The following is a 20274-nucleotide window of genomic DNA, read 5'->3' on the forward strand; positions in this document are numbered from 1 at the left end:
TGTCATCAGGTGGGCCTCCCGGTCGGGCGACCGGGGTACCGGTCGCGGATTCTCCCTGGTTGCAGGGACTGCCGGAAGAGTACGGGTGTCGGCCATCCGACAACCAACACATCCGGTACTCACGGGTAATGAACAGATTACTCAACTTCACTGCGTGACGGTGCGTACGCGGACGGAACACGGTCGATATGCTGCATCGATGAGTAGGTGGGAGTTCGTCGGCCGTACTGATGAACTCCACCGTCTGCTGTCGGCGGTCGGCGGCCCCGAGGGGCGCGGGTTGCTCTTCAGCGGCGACGCCGGGGTCGGCAAGAGCCGGCTGCTGCGCGAGGGGGTGGCCGCGCTCTCCCCCGAGCGGTACGCGATCTGGTCCATCGCGGCCAGCGCCACCACTGCCGCGCTGCCGTTCGGCGGGCTGGTCCAGGTGCTGCCCGCCTCGCAGCCGCAGGGCCTGTCCCCCGCCGGGATCCTGCGCTGGGCCCTGGACGTGCTCCAGGAACAGGCAGCCGGCCGGCCCGTCGTGCTCGCCGTCGACGACGCGCATCTGCTCGATCCTCCCTCGGCGGCGCTCGTGCACCTGGTCGCCCGCTCGGAGAACGCGTACGTCATCGGGACGCTGCGCAACGGCGAACAGGTCCCGCTGCCGATCCGGGCACTCTGGACCGACGACCTGGCCGACCTGGTCGAGCTCGGCCCGCTGTGCCGCACCGAGACCTCCGGGCTGCTCGCCGCCATCCTGGGCGGCCCGGTCGACGCCTGTTCCTCGGAGCGGCTGTTCCAGCTCTCCGCCGGCAACCCACTGCTGCTGCGGGAGCTGGTGCTTGCTGCCGACGACGCGCTGAACCGCAGGTACGGGCTCTGGACCTGGACCGGCCCGCTGGAGCTGGCACCGAATCTCACCGAGCTGATCGACACCCGGATCGGCCAGCTCACCCCCGGCGTCCGGGCGGTCGTCGAACTGGTCGCCTTCGGCGAACCGCTGGGCCTGCAACTGCTGGAACGGGCGGTCGACCCGGCGGACGTGGAGAGGGCAGAGGAACGTGGGCTCATCACGCTGGTCCACGACGACCGGCGGCTCAACGTCCGCCTGGCGCACCCGCTCTACGGCGAGGTGATGCGCCGGCACTGCCCGGTCAGCCGCACCCGCCGGCTCCAGGCCACGCTGGCCGGGCTGCTGGAGCAGGTCGGCAAGCGCCGCCGGGAGGACCTGCTGCGCGTCGCCGTGTGGCGGCTCGACTCGGGTACGGCACAGGACGTGGCCCTGCTGCTCGAAGCGGCGGTGCAGGCGTTCGGCAGGTACGACGTGCCGCTTGCCACCCGGCTGGCCCGCGCGGCGCTGGAGGCCGGCGGCGGCACGGACGCGGCCGAGCTGCTCGCCACCATCCTCATGTTCGGCGACCGGCCGGACGAGGCGATCGGCGTGCTCGACCAGGTCGCCGGCGAGATCCACGACGACCGGCGGCGCAGCCGGTGGCTGACCGTGCGGGGCATGGTCAGCTACTGGGGGCTCAACCGCGAGTCCACGGTGGAGGAGATCGCCGCGCGCGGCGAGGAGCTGAGCGACCCCGCCGACCGGGCCCGCGTACGCGCGTTCGAGGCCATCATGCGGCTGCACCGGCTCGACGTCGACGTGGCGGTCCGGCTGGCCCAGGAGGTGCTGGACCGGCCCGCCGCCCCGATGGCCGCCCGGGAGCTGGCCCGCTGCACGCTCGCCCACCTCCAGGCCGCGCAGGGGCAATACCAGCGCAGCGCCACCGCGATCGCCCGGGTGCAGGCCGAGGCGGCGTGCTGGCGGGCCGACATGCCCTACCTCCAGCTCGCCATGGAGCTGGCCCGGGGCACCCGGCTGACGCTCTCCGGCGACCTGCCCGGCATCGACGCGATAGTCGCCGACGAGTTCGCCGACCTGGCCGGGGCCGGTGACTTCCGGCTCGGCACCGGCTACCTGGCCATCCTCCAGGCGTACGCGGCGCGACTGCGCGGGCGCGGCGACGACGCGCTGCGGACCAGCCTGGAGGCGTGCGCGGTGCTCGCCACCAGCCGGGTGTACGCGGGCCTCGCGCACGCCGAGCGCGCCCAGGCCGCCGCGCTGCGCGGGGACGTGACGCACGCGGCCGACGCGATGGCCGAGGCGGACCGGACGCACGCGCCCGGCATGGCCGTGCTCTACCCGTGGCTGGAGCAGGCCCGGGGCGCGGTCCAGGCCGCCACCGGTGACCTGCCGGCGGCCACCAAGCACCTGTGCGCGCTCGCCGACCGGCTGCGCGAGGACGGCCTGGCCGGGCACGAGCTGCTCGTCCTGCTCGACCTGGTCCGGCTGGACCAGGCCGCCGCGCCGGTCGGACCGACCTGCACCGACGGTGGGCGGCGCACCGTGGCGCAACGCCTGGCCGAACTCTCCGAGCGGATCGACGGCGTCCTGCCGCCGCTCGTCGCCCGGTTCGGCCGGGCCGCTGCCGACGGCTCGCCGGACGCGCTGCTCGCGGTCGCCGACGGCTTCGCCGACCGGGAGCTGATCGTGTACGCGGCCGAGGCGACCGCCCTGGCCCTGCACCGGACGCGACACGTCCGGGCCGGCGCCACCGGGCCGATCCGGGAACGCCTCGCGGATCTGCTGCGCCGCTGCGACGAGATCTCCACCCCGGCGCTGCGGCTGCTGCGCCCGGCGCTCAGCGAGCGGGAGTGGGAGATAGCCCGGCTGGCCGCAGACGGCGTGACCAGCCGCACCATCGCCGAGCGGCTGTTCCTGTCGACCCGCACCGTGGAGAACCACCTCCAGCGCGTCTACAGCAAGCTCGGCGTCGCCGGGCGCGGCGAGTTGCGGGCCGCCCTGCGGTCGATGCCGGGGCACGACGGCGCGGACCCGGGCTGAACTCTAGGCTGGGGCGGTGAGCACCCTTCGCCCCGCGCTGCTGACCGACCACTACGAGCTGACCATGGTCAGCGCGGCCCTGCGTGACGGCACGGCCGACCGACGCTGCGTCTTCGAGGTGTTCAGCCGGCGGCTGCCGGCCGGGCGACGGTACGGCGTGGTCGCCGGAACCGGCCGCCTGATCGAGATGATCCGCGACTTCCGGTTCGATCCGGCGGAGATCGACTTCCTGCGTCGTACCGGTGTGGTGGACGAGCCGGCCGCGCAGTGGCTCGCCGACTACCGGTTCACCGGCGACATCGACGGCTACGCCGAGGGCGAGCTGTTCTTCCCTGGCTCCCCGATCCTCACCGTGTCCGGCACGTTCGCCGAGTGCGTGGTGCTGGAGACGCTCGTGCTGTCGGTGCTCAACCACGACTGCGCGGTCGCCGCCGCCGCGGCCCGGATGGTCACCGCTGCCCGGGGCCGGGCGCTGATCGAGATGGGCTCCCGCCGGGCGCACGAGGAGGCCGCCGTCGCGGCGGCGCGGTCCGCGTACCTGGCCGGGTTCCGGTTCACCTCCAACCTGGCCGCCGGGCAGCGCTACGGCATCCCCACCGCGGGCACCGCCGCGCACGCCTTCACGCTGCTGCACGACGACGAGCGGGCCGCGTTCGCCTCCCAGGTCGCCACGCTGGGCAAGGACACCACGCTGCTCGTCGACACGTACGACATCGCCCAGGGCATCCGCAACGCGATCGCGGTGGCCGGGCCGGAGCTGCGGGCGGTCCGGATCGACTCCGGCGACCTCGCGGTGATCGCCCAGCAGTCCCGGGAGCTGCTCGACTCGCTCGGTGCCACCGAGACGAAGATCATCGTCTCCGGCGACCTCGACGAGTACGCCATCGCCGCGCTCGCTGCCGAACCGGTCGACATGTACGGCGCCGGCACCGCGGTGGTGACCGGCTCCGGGGCGCCCACCGCCGGCCTGGTCTACAAGCTGGTCGAGGTGGAGGGGCGGCCGGTGGTCAAGCGCTCCGAGCACAAGGCCACCATCGGCGGCCGGAAGGTCGCGGTCCGCCGGCACAAGCCCACCGGCACCGCCACCGAGGAGGTCATCGTGCCGCAGGGCGTACCGGACCGGCAGCCCAACGACCGGCTGCTCCAGCACTCGTACGTGGTGTCGGGCGAGCCGGAGACGCTGCCCACGCTGGAGGAGTCCCGGGACCACCTGCGCCAGTGCCTGATCTCGATCCCGTGGGAGGGGCTCAAGCTCTCCGCCGGGGATCCCGCCGTACCGGTGACCGTCGTACCAGCGAGCTGAGGAGGAACCCGTCAGATGGCGAACGCCCTGATCATCGTGGACGTGCAGAACGACTTCTGCGAGGGCGGCTCCCTCGCGGTCGGTGGCGGAGCCGGCGTGGCCGCCGGCATCTCCCGGCTGCTCGCCGCCGAGCCGGACCGGTGGGACCACGTGGTCGCGACGAAGGACTACCACGTCGACCCGGGCGCGCACTTCGGCGACCCGCCGGACTACGTCGACTCCTGGCCCCGGCACTGCGTGGTCGGCACCTCCGGCTCCGAGTTCCACAGCGAGCTGGCGACCGACCGGGTCGAGGTGATCTTCCACAAGGGCGAGCACGCGGCCGCGTACTCCGGTTTCGAAGGCCACGCGCCCGACGGCGAGTGCCTGGCCGACTGGCTGCGCCGGCACGACGTGGACCGGGTCGACGTGGTCGGCATCGCCACCGACCACTGCGTGCGCGCGACCGCGCTGGACGCCGCGCGGGAGGGCTTCCGGACCACTGTGCTGCTCGACCTGACCGCCGCCGTCGCGCCGGACACACTCGACGTGGCGCTGCGGGCGCTCGACGGTGCCGGGGTGACAATGGTGGGCGAGCCTGTGATCGCCACCGCTTGACCCGGTAATCGCTTGCGGGTGTCGTACCCCGGCCCCAGGATGGCGCCGGAGGTACGGACCGTCGTGAACCTGAAGCCTTACCGGGAGGCGCTCGCCCTACCCGGTCTCCGATCGTTGCTGCTGGTGTCGGTGCTGGCCCGTGTGCCGCTGACCGCCACCGGGGTGACGCTCACCTTCTACGTGGTGCTCGACCTGGGCCGCGGCTACGGCGCCGCCGGCCTGGTCGGCGCCGCGTCGACGATCGGCGCGGCGGTCGGCGCCCCGCTGCTCGGGCGGCTCATCGACCGCCGAGGGCTCCGGCCGGTGCTGGTGCTCACCACAGTCGCCGAGGCGCTGTTCTGGTCCGCCGCGCCCACACTGCCGTACCCGGTACTGCTGCCTGCCGCGTTCTTCGCCGGGCTGCTCGCCCTGCCGATCTTCTCGATGGTCCGCCAGTCGATCGCCGCGCTGGTGCCGGTGGAGAAGCGCCGCCCCGCGTACGCGCTGGACTCGATGGCCGTGGAGCTGTCGTTCATGGTCGGCCCGGCGCTCGCCGTGGCCCTGGCCACCGCCGTCACGCCGCGCCTGACGCTCTGGGCGGTCGGCGCCGGCATCGTCGCCTCCGGCATCTGCTTCTGGCTGCTCGACCCGCCGATCCGGGCCGCCGACGAACCGGCCGGTCCGCAGCGCCCGGTGCACCGCCGCGAATGGCTCACCCCGCGCCTGCTGGCCGTCCTGGCGGTCAGCCTCGCCGCCACCCTGGTGCTCGGCGGCACCGACGTCGCGGTGGTCGCCGTGCTGAGGGAGGGAGGCGAGGTCGGCTGGACCGGCGCCGTGCTGGCCGCCTGGGCGGTCGCCTCGCTGGCCGGCGGCTTCGCCTACGGCGCGGTACGCCGCTCGTTCTCCCCGCTGGCGCTGATGGCGGCGCTGAGCCTCACCACCATCCCGGTCGGGCTGGGCGGGTCGCACTGGTGGCTGCTGTGTTTGGCGCTGATCCCGGCCGGTGCGCTCTGCGCCCCCACCATCGCGTCCACCTCCGACGCGGTGAGCCGGCTGGCCCCGTCCTCCGTCCGGGGTCTGGCGATGGGCCTGCACGGTTCCGCCGTGACGGTCGGCATCGCGCTCGGCGCACCGCTGGCCGGCGCGGTCATCGACGCCTCCGCGCCCGCGTGGGGCTTCGTGGTCACCGGCGCGATCGGCGCGCTGGTGGCGCTGGCGGTGCTCCCGATAGAGCTCCGCCACCGCCGCACCCCGGTCGACGCCCCGACCCCGGACCCCGACGTGGCCCTCGCCTCCCGCTGACCCCCGCCCCTCGCGCACGCCTTCCGCCCACCCCGCCCGGCGTGATCGAGGAGCTCGCGTCCCCCGAGGCGGGGCCGACGCCGGTACGGGGAAGTGGCTGGTTCCACGCACCCCGGACACCACCACTCCCCCGTACTAGCGTCGCGTGACGGCCCCGGCCGGAACCCCACGTTCCCGGAAGTTGACCAAGGAGTTGGTGTCCCCTCATGCAGGCCAAACCGACACAAACCCCTTGATCACCGGGGCGCCCCGAGGCGGGGCGAAACCAGTACGGGGAAGTGGCTGGTTCCAGGCGCTCCGGACACCACCACTTCCCCGAACTGGTGCCGCACCCCGCTCCCCACCCCGGCGATCATGAAGTTGGCGGCGACAAATCGGACACGGAACACCGTCAACTTCATGATCAACGGGGACGGCCCGGGCGGGGACGGGCGGGCGGGGAGGGCGGGAGGAAACAGAGCGGGGGGGCGCGCCCCGCGGGGGGGGGGGGGGGCCCGCGGGGGGAGAGGGGGGGGGGGGGGGGGGGGGGGGGGGGGGGGGGGGGGGGGGTGGTCTCCCCCGCGGGGGCCCCCCCCCCGGCGGGGGGGGCCCCCCCCCCCGGCCTTGAACTGGTGCGTCAGCGCTGGTCGAGGTTGCCTGCGGTGTCCTCCTGGTAGCTGGCGCCACCGTTGACCTCGCTGGTCAGCGGCTTGGCACCACCCTCCGGCGGACCGGCCAGGCTCTGCCCGGCGGCCAGCTCGGGGAACTTCGCGTCGAACGCCGGCCGCTCCGAGCGGATGCGCGGCATACGGTCGAAGTTACGCAGCGGCGGCGGGGAGCTGGTGGCCCACTCGAGCGAGTTGCCGTGGCCCCACGGGTCGTCGACCTCGACGACCGGGCCGGTCTTGTACGACTTCCAGCAGTTCCAGATGAACGGCAGCGTCGAGATACCGGTGATGAACGCGCCGATCGTGGAGATCGTGTTCAGCGTGGTGAAGCCGTCGGCGGCCTGGTAGTCGGCGTACCGGCGCGGCATGCCCTCGTTGCCCAGCCAGTGCTGCACCAGGAACGTGGTGTGGAAGCCGATCATGGTCAGCCAGAAGTGGATCTTGCCGAGCCGCTCGTCGAGCATCCGGCCGAACATCTTCGGGAACCAGAAGTAGATGCCGGCGAACACCGCGAACACGATGGTGCCGAAGAGCACGTAGTGGAAGTGCGCCACCACGAAGTACGAGTCGTGCAGGTGGAAGTCGAGCGGCGGGCTGGCCAGCAGCACACCGGTGAGACCACCGAAGAGGAAGGTCACCAGGAAGCCGATCGAGAACAGCATCGGCGTCTCGAAGGTGATCTGGCCCCGCCACATGGTGCCGATCCAGTTGAAGAACTTCATACCGGTGGGCACGGCGATCAGGTAGCTCAGGAAGCTGAAGAACGGCAGCAGCACCTGGCCGGTGGCGAACATGTGGTGCGCCCAGACGCTCATCGACAGGGCGGCGATGGCGATGGTGGCGGCCACCAGGCCCTTGTAGCCGAAGATCGGCTTCCGGGAGAACACCGGGATGATCTCGCTGATGATGCCGAAGAACGGCAGCGCGATGATGTACACCTCGGGGTGACCGAAGAACCAGAACAGGTGCTGCCACAGCATCGGCCCGCCGGTCGCCGGGTCGTACACGTGGGCGCCCATCAGGCGGTCCGCGGCGAGCGCGAACAGCGCGGCGGCCAGCAGCGGGAAGACCAGGATCGCCAGCAGGCTGGTGACCAGCATGTTCCAGGTGAAGATCGGCATCCGGAACATGGTCATGCCGGGCGCGCGCAGGGTCAGGATCGTGGTGATCAGGTTGACCGCGCCGAGGATCGTGCCCAGACCGGAGATGGCCAGGCCGACGACCCACATGTTGGCACCCACGCCCGGGGCGTGGTCGGCGGTGCTCAGCGGCGTGTACGCGGTCCAGCCGAAGTCGGCCGCGCCGCCCGGGGCGATGAAGCCCGCGGTGGCGAGCGTGCCGCCGAACAGGTACAGCCAGTAGGCGAACGCGTTGAGGCGGGGGAACGACACGTCCGGCGCGCCGATCTGCAGCGGCACCACGTAGTTCGCGAAGGCGAACACGATCGGCGTCGCGAAGAACAGCAGCATGATCGTGCCGTGCATCGTGAAGAGCTGGTTGTACTGCTCGGGCGACAGGAACTGCAGGCCCGGTCGCGCGAGTTCGGCGCGCATGATCAGGGCCATCAGGCCACCGATCATGAAGAACACGAACGCGGTGACCATGTACATGATCCCGATCTGCTTCGCGTCCGTGGTGCGCAGCAGCCGCGCGATGGCCGACCCCTTGACCGGCTCGCGGACCGGCCAGGGCCGGGTCACGACCGGCTTGGGTGCGACGGTGGTCACGAGTGGCCTCCGGTTCTGGTTGTCCCGCTCGGCGCGCTGGTCATCGGCGCAGCCGTCATCCGCAAGGAGGATAGTCCCCGGTAGGTGGCCCCGCCGCGTGGGGTGGGCGGCTACGATCTCCCGCCCTCTAGAGGGGGCCGGTCAGGAGCCGGTAGTGCTCCCGGAAGATCCGTCCGCCGCGTCCGCGCAGCAACGGGTCGCGCAGCGCCGGCGGGACATCGCGGGTGCGGTTGCGGTCCCGGGTCCGGTCCCGCACCCAGCGGGTACGCGGGCGGCGACGGCTCTCGTACGCGATCAGCGCGGCGTCGACGCTGCCGGCGGCCCGCAGCGACTCGGCGAGCACGACGGCGTCCTCCAGCGCCATGGCCGCGCCCTGGGACAGCGTCGGCGCGGTGGCGTGAGCGGCATCACCGACGAGCAGCACCCGGCCGTGGAACCAGCGTCCCAGCTCGACCTCCTCGGTGCGCTCGACGGACACGGTCTCCAGCGCGGCCAGCACCTCGGGCACCGGCCCGCCGTAGGAGCCGAACAGTTCGTGCAGGCGGGCGAGCGGGTCGGCGGGCAGCTCGGTGCCGGCCTCGTCGGCGTAGCAGTAGAGCCGTCCGGCGCCGAGCGGCACCACCAGGAACCCGGCCCGCTGGCCGAGCAGGGCGGTCCAGTCCGCGATGCGGGGGCCGCCGCGCACCAGGGCGCGGTAGACCACCTGCCCGGCGGGGCGTGGCGGTCCGCCGAGCGCGGCGAGCGTCCGTACCGCCGAGCGGGGCCCGTCGGCGCCGACGACCAGGTCGTACTCGCTGCTGGTGCCGTCGGTGAAGCCGACGGCGACCCGGCCGGGCAGCGGGTCGACGGTGCTCACCTCGGCGCCGTGGCGCACCGCGCCGCCGGCGCCGGTGAGCAGCACCCGGTGCAGTTCGGCCCGGGGCAGCGCCCGGCACTCCCCCACACCGGCCCAGAGTGCGTCGAGGTCGACCTCGCACAGCGGCGCTCCGGCGGCGTCGAGGAAGCGCTGCCGGCGGATCACCTGGCCGAGCGGGCGCAGCGGCCCGTCCAGGTCGAGCCGGCGCATCGCGCGGGCGGCGTTGCCCGGCAGGTAGAGGCCGGAGTCGATCGACTCGGTGGGTGGCAGCCGCTCGGTGACGTCGGGCCGGAACCCCGCCAGGCGCAGCGCCCGGGCCACGGCGAGGCCGGCGATGCCCGCGCCGACGACGAGGATGCGCACGGGGGAACCACCCATCACGGGGTACGCCTCCGGAGGGGGATCGGAACGCGTTGGAGGCAAGACATTACTCGCCGCAACCAGGCGGCGGAAGTGCCCGTGCGCCCTGGCGCGGGCCACCGGTCGGCGGCACACCCCGTCCCACCGGCAGGAATCCCGCCTCCATCTGGGGGAAGGGGACGGCCGTCGCCCTCGCTCGCGCCACCGGCCGGACGCGGAGCGTTAACGAGCCCGGCGCATTTGCGCAATGATTCGAGGCATGTAAATGTGTTCCTTGCATCGTGGGAGCGCTCCCGCCCGTATCACCGACCGAACCGGCGCCGTCCCGCGCCGAGCCAAGGAGCATCATGAAGCGTCCACTCAGGGCCCTCGCGGCGGCCGGACTGCTCGCCGCCGGCACCCTCGTCGCCGTCGCGCTCGGCGGCACCGCCTCCGCCGACACCCAGATCTGCGAGCAGTACGGCTCGACCACGATCGGCGGCAAGTACGTGGTGCAGAACAACCGCTGGGGCACCAGTGCCCAGCAGTGCATCAACGTCACCTCGACCGGCTTCTCGATCACCCGCGCGGACGGCTCGGCGCCGACCAACGGGGCGCCGGTCTCCTACCCGTCGATCTTCGTGGGCTGCCACTACACCAACTGCTCGCCCGGCACGAACCTGCCGGTACAGGTGAAGAACATCAGCAGCGCACCGGCCAGCATCAGCTACAACTACGTCAGCGGCGCGATCTACGACGCCGCGTACGACATCTGGCTCGACCCGTCGCCGAAGCGCGACGGCGTGAACCAGATGGAGATCATGATCTGGCTCAACCGGCAGGGGCCGATCCAGCCCATCGGCTCGGTGGTCGGCAACGCCAGCATCGCCGGCCGGACCTGGGAGGTCTGGCGCGGCAGCAACGGCTCCAACAACGTCATCTCGTACGTGGCGCCGTCGGCCGTCCCCAGCTTCAGCTTCGACGCGATGGCGTTCATCAACGACACCCGTAACCGGGGCGCGATCACGAACGACTGGTACCTGACCAGCATCCAGGCCGGGTTCGAGCCGTGGCAGGGCGGCGTCGGGCTGGCGGTGAACTCGTTCTCGCAGAGCGTCAACACCGGTTCCAACCCGCCGCCGACCACGTCGGCACCGACCACGCCCCCGCCGTCGGGCGGCGCGTCCTGCACCGTCACCTACAAGGCGGCGAACGTGTGGAACAACGGCTTCACCGCCGACGTGACGGTCAAGAACACCGGCTCCGGCACGATCAACGGCTGGACGCTGAACTACAACCTGCCCTCCGGGCAGACCGTCACCAACGCGTGGAACGCCACGGTGAGCCAGAGCGGCTCGGCGGTGACCGCCCGCAACGCCGGCTACAACGGCACGCTGGCGCCCGGGGCGTCCACCAGCTTCGGCTACCAGGCGACGCTGAACGGCAGCTACTCCGCGCCGAGCAGCTTCACGCTTAACGGCTCCACCTGCGCACGGGGCTGACCTCCGCACGCGGCAAGGGGCGCGGTCCGCAGCGGACCGCGCCCCTTGCACGTGTACGCCTCAGCCGGCGAGTGCGTCGACGTCGCGCATCTCCTCGGCGGTGAGCGAGAACCCGAACACGTCGACGTTGGCGCGGATGCGCTCCGGCGTGACCGACTTCGGGATGACCACGATCTCGTGGTCGATGTGCCAGCGCAGCACCACCTGGGCCGGCGACACGTCGTGCGCCTGGGCGATGCGGACCAGCACCGGGTCGGACAGGTCACTGGCCTTGAACGGGCTGTACCCCTCCAGCGCCACGCCCCGGTCCCGGTGGGCGGCGTGGGTGTGCCTGTCGTACAGCGACGGGCTCCAGCGGATCTGGTTGACCGCCGGCGTCTGCTCGGTGGCCTGGATCAGCTCGTCGATCTGCCCGATCGAGTAGTTGCTCACCCCGACCGTGCGCGCCATGTTCTCGTCCCGCGCGGCGAGCATCTCCCGCCACACCGGGATGCTGTCGCCCGGCGCGGACGGCGGCCAGTGCACCAGCCACAGGTCGACGTAGTCGGTGTCCAGGGCGGCCAGGCTGGCCTCGATGGTCTCCCGTTCCCGGCCCACCCGGTCCGGCGGCAGCTTGGTGGTGATGAAGACGTCCTCGCGGCGCAGCCCGCTCTCCTTGACCGCCCGCCCGACCTCCTTCTCGTTGCCGTACATGGTGGCCGTGTCGATGTGCCGGTAGCCGGCGTCCAGCGCGGCGAGCACCGCCTGGTACCCGGCCTCGCCGGTGGCCTGCCACGTGCCGAAGCCGAGCAGCGGGATCCGGACGTCGCCGGGGAGCGGAAGGGTGGGCTGGTCGCTGTCCATGTCCCCCGTTCTACCCCGGTTGGCCGCACACACACCGGCATCCCGGCGCGTACGGCGGGTCTGGGGGAGGATGCGGGGATGGCGGACCGGCTGGAGGAGTACCGGCGGAAACGGGACGCCGCGCGTACCCCGGAACCGGTGCCCGAGCGGGCTGCCGGCCGGAAGCGGTCCGCGCGGCGCGCGCCCCGCTTCGTCATCCAGCAGCACCACGCCCGGAGCCTGCACTGGGACCTGCGCCTGGAGCACGACGGCGTGCTGGCCTCCTGGGCGGTGCCGCGCGGCCTGCCGCGCGACCCGGGCCGCAACCACCTGGCGGTGCACACCGAGGACCACCCGATGGAGTACCTGACGTTCCACGGGGAGATCCCCGCCGGGGAGTACGGCGGCGGGCGGATGACAGTGCACGACACCGGCACCTACCGCGCGGAGAAGTGGCGCGACGACGAGGTGATCGTGGTGCTCGACGGCGAGCGCACGAAGGGCCGGTACGTCCTGTTCGCCACCGGCGGGCGGGGCCGGGACTGGATGATCAGGCGCACCGACCCGGCACCGGAGGGCTGGACGCCGATGCCCGAGCTGGTCCGCCCGATGCTCCCCGCCGAGGGCGGGCGGCTGCCGCGCGACGCCGCCGCCTGGGGGTACGAGCTGCGCTGGGCGGGCGTGCGCGCGACGGCGTACGTCTCGGGCGGCCGGCTGCGGCTGCTCGACGGCGACGACACCGACGTCACCGGGTCGTACCCCTGGGCGCGGGCGATGGCCGAGGCGCTGGCCCCGGCCGAGGCGGTGCTCGACGGCGTGCTGGTCCGGATCGACCCGGCCGGGCGGGTCCGTCCGCCGACCCGGCGCGACGGTCAGTTCCTCGCCGTCGACCTGCTCTGGCTGGAGGGCGTGTCCAGCCTCGACGTGCCGTACGCGCAACGCCGTGACCTGCTCGACGGTCTGGCGCTCACCGGTCCGCACTGGCAGACTCCGCCGTGGTTCCCGGGAGTCGGCGCGGACGCCCTACGGGCCGCCCGTGAGCAGGGGCTCCCGGGAGTGGTGGCGAAACGCCTCGACTCCCCGTACGAGCCGGGCCGGCGCAGCCGGCACTGGCTGAGCATCGACGCGAGCTGAGGACCACCGTGCACCTGACGCACCTGGAGTGCCCGCGCTGCGGCAGTGAACACCCGGCCGACGTGTTGCAGAACCTGTGCGGCTGCGGCTCGCCGCTGCTGGCCCGTTACGACCTCGCCGCGGTGGCCGCCGCCGTCGCGCCCGAGCGGTTCGGGCTGCGCCCGGCCGACCTGTGGCGCTACCGGGAGCTGCTGCCGGTGGCCGACCCCCGATGTGTCACCACGCTGGGCGAGGGCTGGACGCCGATGTGGCGCGCGCCGGCGTACGGCCACGAGATCGGCATCGCGGACCTGATCGTCAAGGACGAGGGGCTGACGCCGACCGGGTCGTTCAAGGCGCGCGGCGCGTCGGTGGGCGTGAGCCGGGCCCGGGAGCTGGGCGTGCGGCGGATCGCCATGCCCACGAACGGCAACGCGGGAGCGGCCTGGGCCACGTACGCGGCGCGGGCCGGGATGGGCGCGACGATCGCCATGCCGCTGGCCGCGCCGACGATCTGCCGCGAGGAGTGCCTCGCCGCCGGCGCCGACCTGCGGCTGATCGACGGCCTGATAAACGACGCGGGGCGGGAGATCGCCGAGCTGATCGCCGGGTCGGACGGCGGGATCTTCGACGCCGGCACGCTGCGCGAGCCGTACCGCCTCGAAGGCAAGAAGACCATGGGGTACGAGATCGTCGAGCAGCTCGGCTGGCAGGTGCCCGACGTGATCGTCTATCCGACCGGCGGGGGCGTCGGGCTGATCGGCATCCACAAGGCGCTGCACGAGCTGCGCGAGCTGGGCTGGGTGGAGGACCGGCTGCCCCGCCTGGTCGCGGTGCAGTCCACCGGGTGCGCGCCGATCGTGCGGGCGTTCGCGGCCGGCGAGGAGCGCGTCACCCCGTGGGAGGACGCGCACACCGTCGCGTTCGGCATCACCGTCCCGGCCCCGCTCGGCGACGAGCTGATCCTGTCCGCGCTGCGGGAGAGCGCCGGCACCGCGATCGCGGTGGACGACGCGGAGATCCTCACCGACCTGCGCGACTTCGCCGCCCGGGAAGGGCTGCTGCTCTGCCCGGAGGGCGCGGCCTGCCTGACCGCCGCCCGGCACCTGCGCGCGGGCGGGTGGATCCGGCCCGGTGAGCGCGTGGTGGTGCTGAACACCGGGGCCGGCCTGAAATACCCCGGCCTGGTGCAAGGAGGGGCCCCTTCTTAACGTCTCCGGTAGAGCAGGGGCCCCCGCTTAACACGTGCGCACCGGGCGTCAGGACGTCGGCGGCTCGTCCTCGCCCGCCTCCTCGGCGGCGTCCGCCTCCTCCTTCGTCTTGTGCACCGCACCGTCGGCGTGCTCGGGCGGCCCGTAGACGGTGTAGAGCACCAGCGGGTTCGGCCCGGTGTTGACGAAGTTGTGCTTCGTGCCGGCCGGTACGACCACCAGGTCGCCGGAGACGACCTCCTTCTTCTCCCCGGCCACCCGCGCCTCGCCGGTGCCGCTGACGAACGTGAGGATCTGGTCGATGCCCTCGTGGACCTCCTCGCCGATCTCGCCGCCCGGCGGAATGGTCATGATGACCAGCTGGGTGTGCTCCCCGGTCCAGAGCACGCGGCGGAAGTCGGGACTCTTCTCGGCGACTGTCGCGATAGTGAAATGCTCCATGGCCCGCTCATACCCCGATCACGCGCCCGCCACGCCGGGAGTCGCAGATGGTGGAATTCCCCACGCCGATCCGGTTTGGATGCCCTGAGACGGGGCATGTGCTGCCGACAAGACCGGTGCGGGCTGGGCCGGTCGAGCCAGGTCCCCGCCGGCGTACCGCCGTACGGCTGCGGTGGTGGGAGACGGCCGGAGCGCGGCGACGTTACGACCGGAGGTCGTGCGGCGCCGTGCGCTCGTCTGCGGGTCCGGTCAGGCCAGCACGGCCAGGTGGAACGGGCGGTCCGCGTGCCCGCTCGCGCCGTGCGTCTCGACGAACACCGCGTTGGCGATGCCCGAGCGTGGCGCCACGGTGATGACGCCCTGCGGTACCAGCCCGTTCGCCGTCGCGAGACCGACCGTCCCGACGTACGCCGCCCCGGCCACGTCCTGGTCGAACGCGACCTGGTACATCCCGGCGGCGAGCCGGGTGGCCGAGGTGGCGCCGAGGCCCCGGACGAGCCGTCCGTTGGCGTCGACCACGGCGAACAGCATGCGCGCGGTGGCCGGCAACCCGACCGGGGAACACGAGTTGATCTCGGTGTCGGCGCGCGCGGCCTCCCGCATGCTCGGGATCGGCTGGCCGGTGGTCTCCCTCCTTGCCCTGCGGCTCGGCATGGTGTTCCTCTCTCCCGCCGGTACGCCTGCAGGAGGCGTTCGTACACTTCCGGGCGATCGTCGGCGGTCCCCCTCGGTGATTCCGACGCTATGTCGGCGAGCCGCCCGGCAACCAGCCGGAGAGCTGTCCGATCACTGACAGTGGACGGCTCTGAGCTGCGGAAACGTCGGTCCGATGGTCGATGTCGCGGCTCGCCCCGCCGGCCCCTGCGACGCCCGCTCCGGCACCGGAGGCGACCGGAATTCATGACGTAGCGCAATCATCTGGCTACATTGAAGTATGGTGCCGCCGCTTCGAGGTCGACCTCCGGCCTACCGCCCGGTGCTTGCCGCGCGGCGCGGGGAACTGGAGGCGCTGACCCGGCTCGACGACGCCTCCGCCGCGCTGCTCGCACCGATCCTCGACGTTCCGGCCGACGCGCCGTCCATCGTGGACGCGTTGAGCCGGCTGCCCGACGGACTGCTGCCCGCCGTCGACGTGTCGGCGCTGCCGGACAGCGCGGACCACGATCCGGCCCGCTGGGGCGTACCGCTGGTGCCGGTGATCGGTCTCGCGGACAGTGACCGACGGCTGGCCGCGCACGGCGCGGCGGCCCGGGTCTGGGCGCACCACGCGGTGGTCCGGTTGCGCGTCGGTCCGGACCGGGCCGGGCCGGACGCCGCGACGGCTGCGGCGGAACGGGTGTGGCGGGTGACCGGACTGCTGCCCGAGCAGTGCGACCTGCTGCTCGACGCCGGGGACGTGTGCTGCCGGGCCGATGTCCGGCTGGCCGAGCCGCGGGTCCGGCGGGCGGCGCAGTGGGCCCGGCGGCACGCCTGGCGCTCGGTCACGGTGGCCGCGGGCGGGATGCCGCCGTCGCTGTCCCGGCTACCGGTGGACGAACCGGTGCGGCTGGACCGCTACGACTGGTCGCTCTGGCGGCGCCTGGCCGACCTGGGCCTCGGATACGGCGACTACGGCGTCTGCTGCGCGGTACGGGACGCGGACGAGCCGGGCGACCGGACCCCGACGCTGCGCTGGGCCGCCGACGACGCGTGGTGGGTGTACCGCTGGTCGCGGCGAGGCGGGCGGGGCGACGAACGCTTCGCCGACCTGTGCCGCACGCTCACCACAGCGCCGCACTGGTCGACGGCCGGGGCCGGCTTCTCCTGGGGCGACCACGAGATCGTCCGGCGGGCCCGGCGGGGTGCGGGCGCGGGCTCACCGGCGAACTGGATCGCATGGAGCACCTCGCACCATCTGGCGCACGTGCTGGCAGCGCTGGTCCGGCCGGAACCGGACCAGCGGGCCGGCTGAGCTCACTCCTTCTCGGTGAACCCGAACTGGACCACGCCCTCCTCGTCGACGAGCGCGTCCACAGACGTGTCGTTGAGCAGCTCGGCCGCGTCCGAGTCGAGGAAGATGCGCGCCCCCTCGGTGTCCACCACCTGGTCGCCCTGCACCGGCTGCGGCACCAGCTCGATCGAGAGCGAGCCGGCGTCGGTGTCGGCGGCGATGCGCAGCCCGCCCGCGTCGGCGACGTCCTGCTGGGCGGCGAGGTCACGGATCACCAGGACGGCGTTGTCGGTCATGGTCAGCATGGCTGAACTCCTCATGGCTGGATGTCGGGTTTCGCGGGCGACACGGCCCACGCGGTCGGCTCGCGACCCGGAAGCGGGCGAGACACGGTCCCGCCGCGCTGGAAGCAGGGCGGTTCCCCGGCCCTCACCTCCACCGTGCCCGCTGCCAGGTCATCCGTCAAACGGAACCCGGCGATCGGCCGCTCCCCGGTGACCAGGTGTTTTCCCCGATCCGGACCGGGAACACCGGGGGTTTACGGTCACCGCATCGGCGGTCGCAAATAACCTTTCGCGCCGGAGTCTTTTCCGCAGGAAATCTCCGTGGCAGCATCGTCCCATGCATCGACGCCTATTCCCCCGGGCGCTCGCGGTGCTGGCGCTGGTCGCCACCGCGGCCGCCGCCGGCACCACCACCGCCACCGCTGAAGCGCCCACCCCCGCGCAGACCCGGCTGAACGCCACAATCGACGCGGTCCTCGCCGACAGCCGCCTCAACGGGGCGCAGGCGGGAGTGGTCGTCGTCGACACCACCACCGGCCGTACGCTCTACGACCGCAACGGCACCCGGCGGCTCATCCCCGCCTCCAACACCAAGCTGCTCACCTCGGCGGCGGCGATGGAACTCCTCGGCCCCGGTCACCGCTTCACCACCGAGGTCAGCGCCGACGGGTCGCACCGCGCCGGGATGCTCTCCGGCGACCTCTACCTGCGCGGCGGCGGCGACCCCACCATCCTCGCCGCCGACTACGACCGCCTCGCGCAGCAGGTCGCCGCGGCGGGCGTACGCGTGGTCGCGGGCGATCTGGTCGCCGACGACACCCGCTACGACAAGGGCCGGCTCGGTCCGGACTGGACCTGGGACGACGAGCCCTACTACTACGCCGCGCAGGTGTCCGCGCTGACGGTCGCCCCGGACACCGACTACGACGCCGGCACCGTGATCGTGCACGCCACCCCCGGCACGCGGGCCGGCGCACGGCCGAAGATCTCCATGACGCCGGAGAACGGCTGGCTGCGGATCGACAACCGGGCCGAGACGGTCGCCGACGGCGAGACGAGCATCTCCTTCGAGCGCGAGCACGGCGGCAACACCGTGGTGGTGACCGGCCAGATCGCGGTCGGCCGAGCCGCCGAGAGCGACTGGGTCACCGTGTGGGAACCGACCGGGTACGCCGCCGACGTGTTCCGCTCCGCGCTGCGGCGCCACGGCGTACGGGTGCTCGGCCGGACCGTGCTCGGCACCGCCACCCCCGACACCGCCAAGCCGCTCGCCCGGCACGACTCGATGCCGCTGGCCGACCTGATGGTGCCGTTCCTCAAGCTCTCCAACAACGGTCACGCCGAGGTGCTCACGAAGGAACTGGGCCGGCAGCTGTCCGGGGCCGGCACCTGGGCCGCCGGGCTGTCCGCGATCAGCGGATACGTGGGTGACGCCGGAGTGGACACCGGCACGCTGCGCCAGCGCGACGGGTCCGGCCTGTCCCGGCGCAACCTGGTCCCACCGGCCCAGTTCGTCACGCTGCTCTCGGCGGTCCGCGCCGAACCGTGGTTCGACACCTGGTACGCCGCGCTGCCGGTGGCCGGCAACCCGGACCGGTTCGTGGGCGGGACGCTGCGCAGCCGGATGGGCGGCACCGCCGCCGCGAACAACGTGCACGCCAAGACCGGCAGCCTGACCGGCGCGTCGGCGCTCTCCGGTTACGTCACCGACGCCGACGGACGGCTGCTCGCGTTCTCGATCGTGCTGAACAACTACCTCACCTCGTCGGTGAAGGGGCTGGAGGACCAGATCGCCATCGCGCTCGCCTCGTACACCGAGAAGGAGACGGCGACCGCCCGGCGGACGGTGCCGGTCGCGCCCGAGTCGCCGCGTGTACCGGAGGGGCGGGAGTGCTCCTGGGTGAAGCCCGCGCTCTGCTGACCGGCCCGGCCGCCCCGGTTCTCAGGCGCCGGGGCGGTACGGACGCGGATCGGCGGCGGGGTCGCCGCGCTCGACGAGTGCATCGATCTCGGCCGGCGGCAGTCCGCGCAGGGTGAGCACCCGGCGGCCCCACACGTGCAGGCGGCACGGGTGCGGGCTGGCGTCGTTGCGGCAGATGGTCCCGCCCGACCAGGCCCGCGGCGCGTGCACCACCACCGCCCGCACCGCGAACTGGACGTCCTCGACCGTCACGTACGGCGGCATCGGGATCTCGCGCAGCACGTCACGGTCGGTGCGCGGGCGGGCGGGGGCGACGGGTGCAGGGCCGGTCATCGGTCGGGCCTCCACAGAGGATGGTCGGACGGGACAACGGAAACGTACGACGCCCGGCCGGGTACGCGACGGACAAACTGTCCCCGCTCAGCGCAGCGCCACCGCCTGCAGGCTGACGTTGCCGCAGTCGCCCAGCGACTCCTCCACCGTCCAGCTCATCAGCAGCCGCGCGCCACGCGAGGCACGGAACTTGATCGTGAACTCGGTGGTGAGCGCGGTGTGCGGATCCTCCATCCGGAGCGTGGTCACCGGGCCGCCGCTGGAGACGCGCACGTCGAGGCGGCCCCGGGCCATCCAGAGTCCGGCGTACAGACGCACCGTGCGCTGCTGCCCGTCGGCGGCCACCGACAGGTTGAACCCGCTGCCCCGGTGGCAGGTGTAGACGCCGGACATGGTGCCGCTCGCCGACGCGACCGGGTTGCCGTCACGCCACGCGTACGCCTCGGGGTTGTTGCTGAAGCTCTCCCGCCGCCCCCGGCCACCCTCGTCGCGGATCTCGCCGGAGCCGCCGCGCTTGCGGACCGTCCGGTCGGCGCCGGTGAGCCCCCAGTGGACCCAGTCGGTGGGCCCGGCGGCGGTGAGGTCGACGGTGGCGGGAACCTCGGCGCGGGTCACGGTGACGGTCGGCGGGAGCGCGGGCGTCGGTGACGGTGACTGCGTGGACGGCGACGGGCTCGGCGACGGCGGCCGCTGGCGGGGACGCAGCCCCGGGTTGACCACCGTGTCGTCGGCCTCGTTCGGCAGCCCGACCCGGCCGGGTGGCGCCACCGGCACTCCGGCGTGCTCCTCGCGCGGCGTGTCGTGCCGTTCGACGCCCAGGTAGACCGCCAGTGCCGCCAGGCAGAGAAGGGCGGCCAGCCCTTCGAGCATCAGCCGACGCCGGCGGCGCAGCCGGCGCAACGCGGACCGGGTACGCGGAAGGCCGTGCCGGTGCGAGCCGGGGCCGGTACGCGAACGGTCCTCCTGGCCCACCACACCCTCCACTTCGGTCACGACACCGCCGGATACGACAGGTGTGCGACGGGCTTCACGGTGTCACCGGACGGCTCTTTGCGCCATATGTCGAGTGACGGGCGTTTCCAGTTCGTTACCTGG

The 20274-nt window shown here is 73.0% G+C and carries 17 protein-coding genes; 9 read left to right on the forward strand and 8 right to left on the reverse strand.

All coding sequences use genetic code 11. The annotated features are described in order from the left end of the window. The first annotated feature begins 199 nt into the window (after window positions 1–199). Genes SM452_RS19225 through SM452_RS19240 form a run of 4 tightly spaced genes read left to right on the forward strand, consistent with a single transcriptional unit; the run spans window position 200 to window position 6053 of the window. Window positions 200–2872, forward strand: coding sequence for a LuxR C-terminal-related transcriptional regulator (locus SM452_RS19225; RefSeq protein WP_463840416.1), 2673 nt, complete (start codon window positions 200–202; stop codon window positions 2870–2872). A 16-nt stretch (window positions 2873–2888) separates the two neighbouring features. Further along, on the forward strand, window positions 2889–4175 hold the full coding sequence (locus tag SM452_RS19230) for a nicotinate phosphoribosyltransferase (RefSeq protein WP_120571413.1): 1287 nt from the start codon (window positions 2889–2891) through the stop codon (window positions 4173–4175). A gap of 15 nt (window positions 4176–4190) precedes the next feature. Beyond that, window positions 4191–4772 carry an isochorismatase family protein gene (locus tag SM452_RS19235; RefSeq protein ID WP_355507349.1) on the forward strand — a complete coding sequence of 194 codons (582 nt, stop codon included), beginning with the start codon at window positions 4191–4193 and terminating at the stop codon, window positions 4770–4772. A gap of 39 nt (window positions 4773–4811) precedes the next feature. After that, the gene (locus tag SM452_RS19240) at window positions 4812–6053 is read left to right on the forward strand and encodes an MFS transporter (protein ID WP_463840417.1); all 1242 of its coding nucleotides are present in this window, start codon (window positions 4812–4814) and stop codon (window positions 6051–6053) included. Window positions 6054–6669: 616 nt separating this feature from the next. On the opposite strand, the gene ctaD is transcribed toward SM452_RS19240, so the two are convergent. Further along, on the reverse strand, window positions 6670–8427 hold the full coding sequence (gene ctaD / locus SM452_RS19245) for an aa3-type cytochrome oxidase subunit I (protein ID WP_013284349.1): 1758 nt from the start codon (window positions 8425–8427) through the stop codon (window positions 6670–6672). A gap of 127 nt (window positions 8428–8554) precedes the next feature. Continuing rightward, window positions 8555–9661 (reverse strand): FAD-dependent monooxygenase, encoded by a 1107-nt coding sequence (locus tag SM452_RS19250; protein ID WP_463840418.1) that lies wholly within the window; start codon window positions 9659–9661, stop codon window positions 8555–8557. Window positions 9662–9990: 329 nt separating this feature from the next. Between SM452_RS19250 and SM452_RS19255 the strand changes: the two genes are divergently transcribed. Then, window positions 9991–11124: a glycoside hydrolase family 12 protein gene (locus SM452_RS19255; protein WP_262014874.1), complete on the forward strand. Its 1134-nt coding sequence runs from the start codon at window positions 9991–9993 to the stop codon at window positions 11122–11124. A gap of 60 nt (window positions 11125–11184) precedes the next feature. On the opposite strand, the gene SM452_RS19260 is transcribed toward SM452_RS19255, so the two are convergent. Next, a complete protein-coding gene (locus SM452_RS19260) occupies window positions 11185–11967 on the reverse strand; it encodes an aldo/keto reductase (protein WP_463840419.1) in 783 nt (260 codons plus the stop codon). Window positions 11968–12045: 78 nt separating this feature from the next. Between SM452_RS19260 and SM452_RS19265 the strand changes: the two genes are divergently transcribed. Continuing rightward, window positions 12046–13080 carry a DNA polymerase ligase N-terminal domain-containing protein gene (locus SM452_RS19265; protein ID WP_463840420.1) on the forward strand — a complete coding sequence of 345 codons (1035 nt, stop codon included), beginning with the start codon at window positions 12046–12048 and terminating at the stop codon, window positions 13078–13080. 8 nt (window positions 13081–13088) lie between these two features. Next, on the forward strand, window positions 13089–14270 hold the full coding sequence (locus tag SM452_RS19270; protein WP_463840421.1) for a threonine synthase: 1182 nt from the start codon (window positions 13089–13091) through the stop codon (window positions 14268–14270). Window positions 14271–14318: 48 nt separating this feature from the next. Here the strand turns inward: SM452_RS19270 and SM452_RS19275 are convergent, their stop codons facing one another. Continuing rightward, window positions 14319–14711 carry a cupin domain-containing protein gene (locus SM452_RS19275; protein WP_013284343.1) on the reverse strand — a complete coding sequence of 131 codons (393 nt, stop codon included), beginning with the start codon at window positions 14709–14711 and terminating at the stop codon, window positions 14319–14321. A gap of 249 nt (window positions 14712–14960) precedes the next feature. Then, on the reverse strand, window positions 14961–15365 hold the full coding sequence (locus tag SM452_RS19280; protein WP_355507340.1) for a hypothetical protein: 405 nt from the start codon (window positions 15363–15365) through the stop codon (window positions 14961–14963). 280 nt (window positions 15366–15645) lie between these two features. Here SM452_RS19280 and SM452_RS19285 point away from each other — a divergent pair, with 280 nt between their 5' ends. Further along, window positions 15646–16662, forward strand: a complete 1017-nt coding sequence (locus SM452_RS19285; protein ID WP_463840422.1) for a beta family protein — start codon at window positions 15646–15648, stop codon at window positions 16660–16662. Window positions 16663–16664: 2 nt separating this feature from the next. On the opposite strand, the gene SM452_RS19290 is transcribed toward SM452_RS19285, so the two are convergent. Continuing rightward, complete coding sequence (locus SM452_RS19290; RefSeq protein WP_262014880.1) at window positions 16665–16946, reverse strand: iron-sulfur cluster biosynthesis family protein; 282 nt, start codon at window positions 16944–16946, stop codon at window positions 16665–16667. A gap of 316 nt (window positions 16947–17262) precedes the next feature. On the opposite strand from SM452_RS19290, the gene dacB reads away from it, so the two are divergent. After that, complete coding sequence (gene dacB, locus SM452_RS19295; RefSeq protein WP_262014881.1) at window positions 17263–18846, forward strand: D-alanyl-D-alanine carboxypeptidase/D-alanyl-D-alanine endopeptidase; 1584 nt, start codon at window positions 17263–17265, stop codon at window positions 18844–18846. Between the two features lie 21 nt (window positions 18847–18867). On the opposite strand, the gene SM452_RS19300 is transcribed toward dacB, so the two are convergent. Next, a complete protein-coding gene (locus tag SM452_RS19300; protein WP_262014882.1) occupies window positions 18868–19179 on the reverse strand; it encodes a hypothetical protein in 312 nt (103 codons plus the stop codon). Window positions 19180–19266: 87 nt separating this feature from the next. Then, window positions 19267–20172 (reverse strand): hypothetical protein, encoded by a 906-nt coding sequence (locus SM452_RS19305; RefSeq protein WP_262014883.1) that lies wholly within the window; start codon window positions 20170–20172, stop codon window positions 19267–19269. Window positions 20173–20274 lie beyond the last annotated feature (102 nt).

The organism is Micromonospora sp. SYSU B005, from assembly GCF_055362685.1.

Bases quoted from the DNA above. Each gene is read 5' to 3' on its own strand.
- dacB (WP_262014881.1), top strand. From the start codon at position 17,263: ATGCATCGACGCCTATTCCCCCGGGCGCTCGCGGTGCTGGCGCTGGTC.
- SM452_RS19255 (WP_262014874.1), top strand. From the start codon at position 9,991: ATGAAGCGTCCACTCAGGGCCCTCGCGGCGGCCGGACTGCTCGCCGCC.
- SM452_RS19240 (WP_463840417.1), top strand. From the start codon at position 4,812: ATGGCGCCGGAGGTACGGACCGTCGTGAACCTGAAGCCTTACCGGGAG.
- SM452_RS19275 (WP_013284343.1), bottom strand. From the start codon at position 14,711: ATGGAGCATTTCACTATCGCGACAGTCGCCGAGAAGAGTCCCGACTTC.
- SM452_RS19260 (WP_463840419.1), bottom strand. From the start codon at position 11,967: ATGGACAGCGACCAGCCCACCCTTCCGCTCCCCGGCGACGTCCGGATC.
- SM452_RS19300 (WP_262014882.1), bottom strand. From the start codon at position 19,179: ATGACCGGCCCTGCACCCGTCGCCCCCGCCCGCCCGCGCACCGACCGT.
- SM452_RS19235 (WP_355507349.1), top strand. From the start codon at position 4,191: ATGGCGAACGCCCTGATCATCGTGGACGTGCAGAACGACTTCTGCGAG.
- SM452_RS19225 (WP_463840416.1), top strand. From the start codon at position 200: ATGAGTAGGTGGGAGTTCGTCGGCCGTACTGATGAACTCCACCGTCTG.
- SM452_RS19290 (WP_262014880.1), bottom strand. From the start codon at position 16,946: ATGCTGACCATGACCGACAACGCCGTCCTGGTGATCCGTGACCTCGCC.
- SM452_RS19280 (WP_355507340.1), bottom strand. From the start codon at position 15,365: ATGCCGAGCCGCAGGGCAAGGAGGGAGACCACCGGCCAGCCGATCCCG.
- SM452_RS19265 (WP_463840420.1), top strand. From the start codon at position 12,046: ATGGCGGACCGGCTGGAGGAGTACCGGCGGAAACGGGACGCCGCGCGT.
- SM452_RS19285 (WP_463840422.1), top strand. From the start codon at position 15,646: ATGGTGCCGCCGCTTCGAGGTCGACCTCCGGCCTACCGCCCGGTGCTT.
- SM452_RS19250 (WP_463840418.1), bottom strand. From the start codon at position 9,661: ATGGGTGGTTCCCCCGTGCGCATCCTCGTCGTCGGCGCGGGCATCGCC.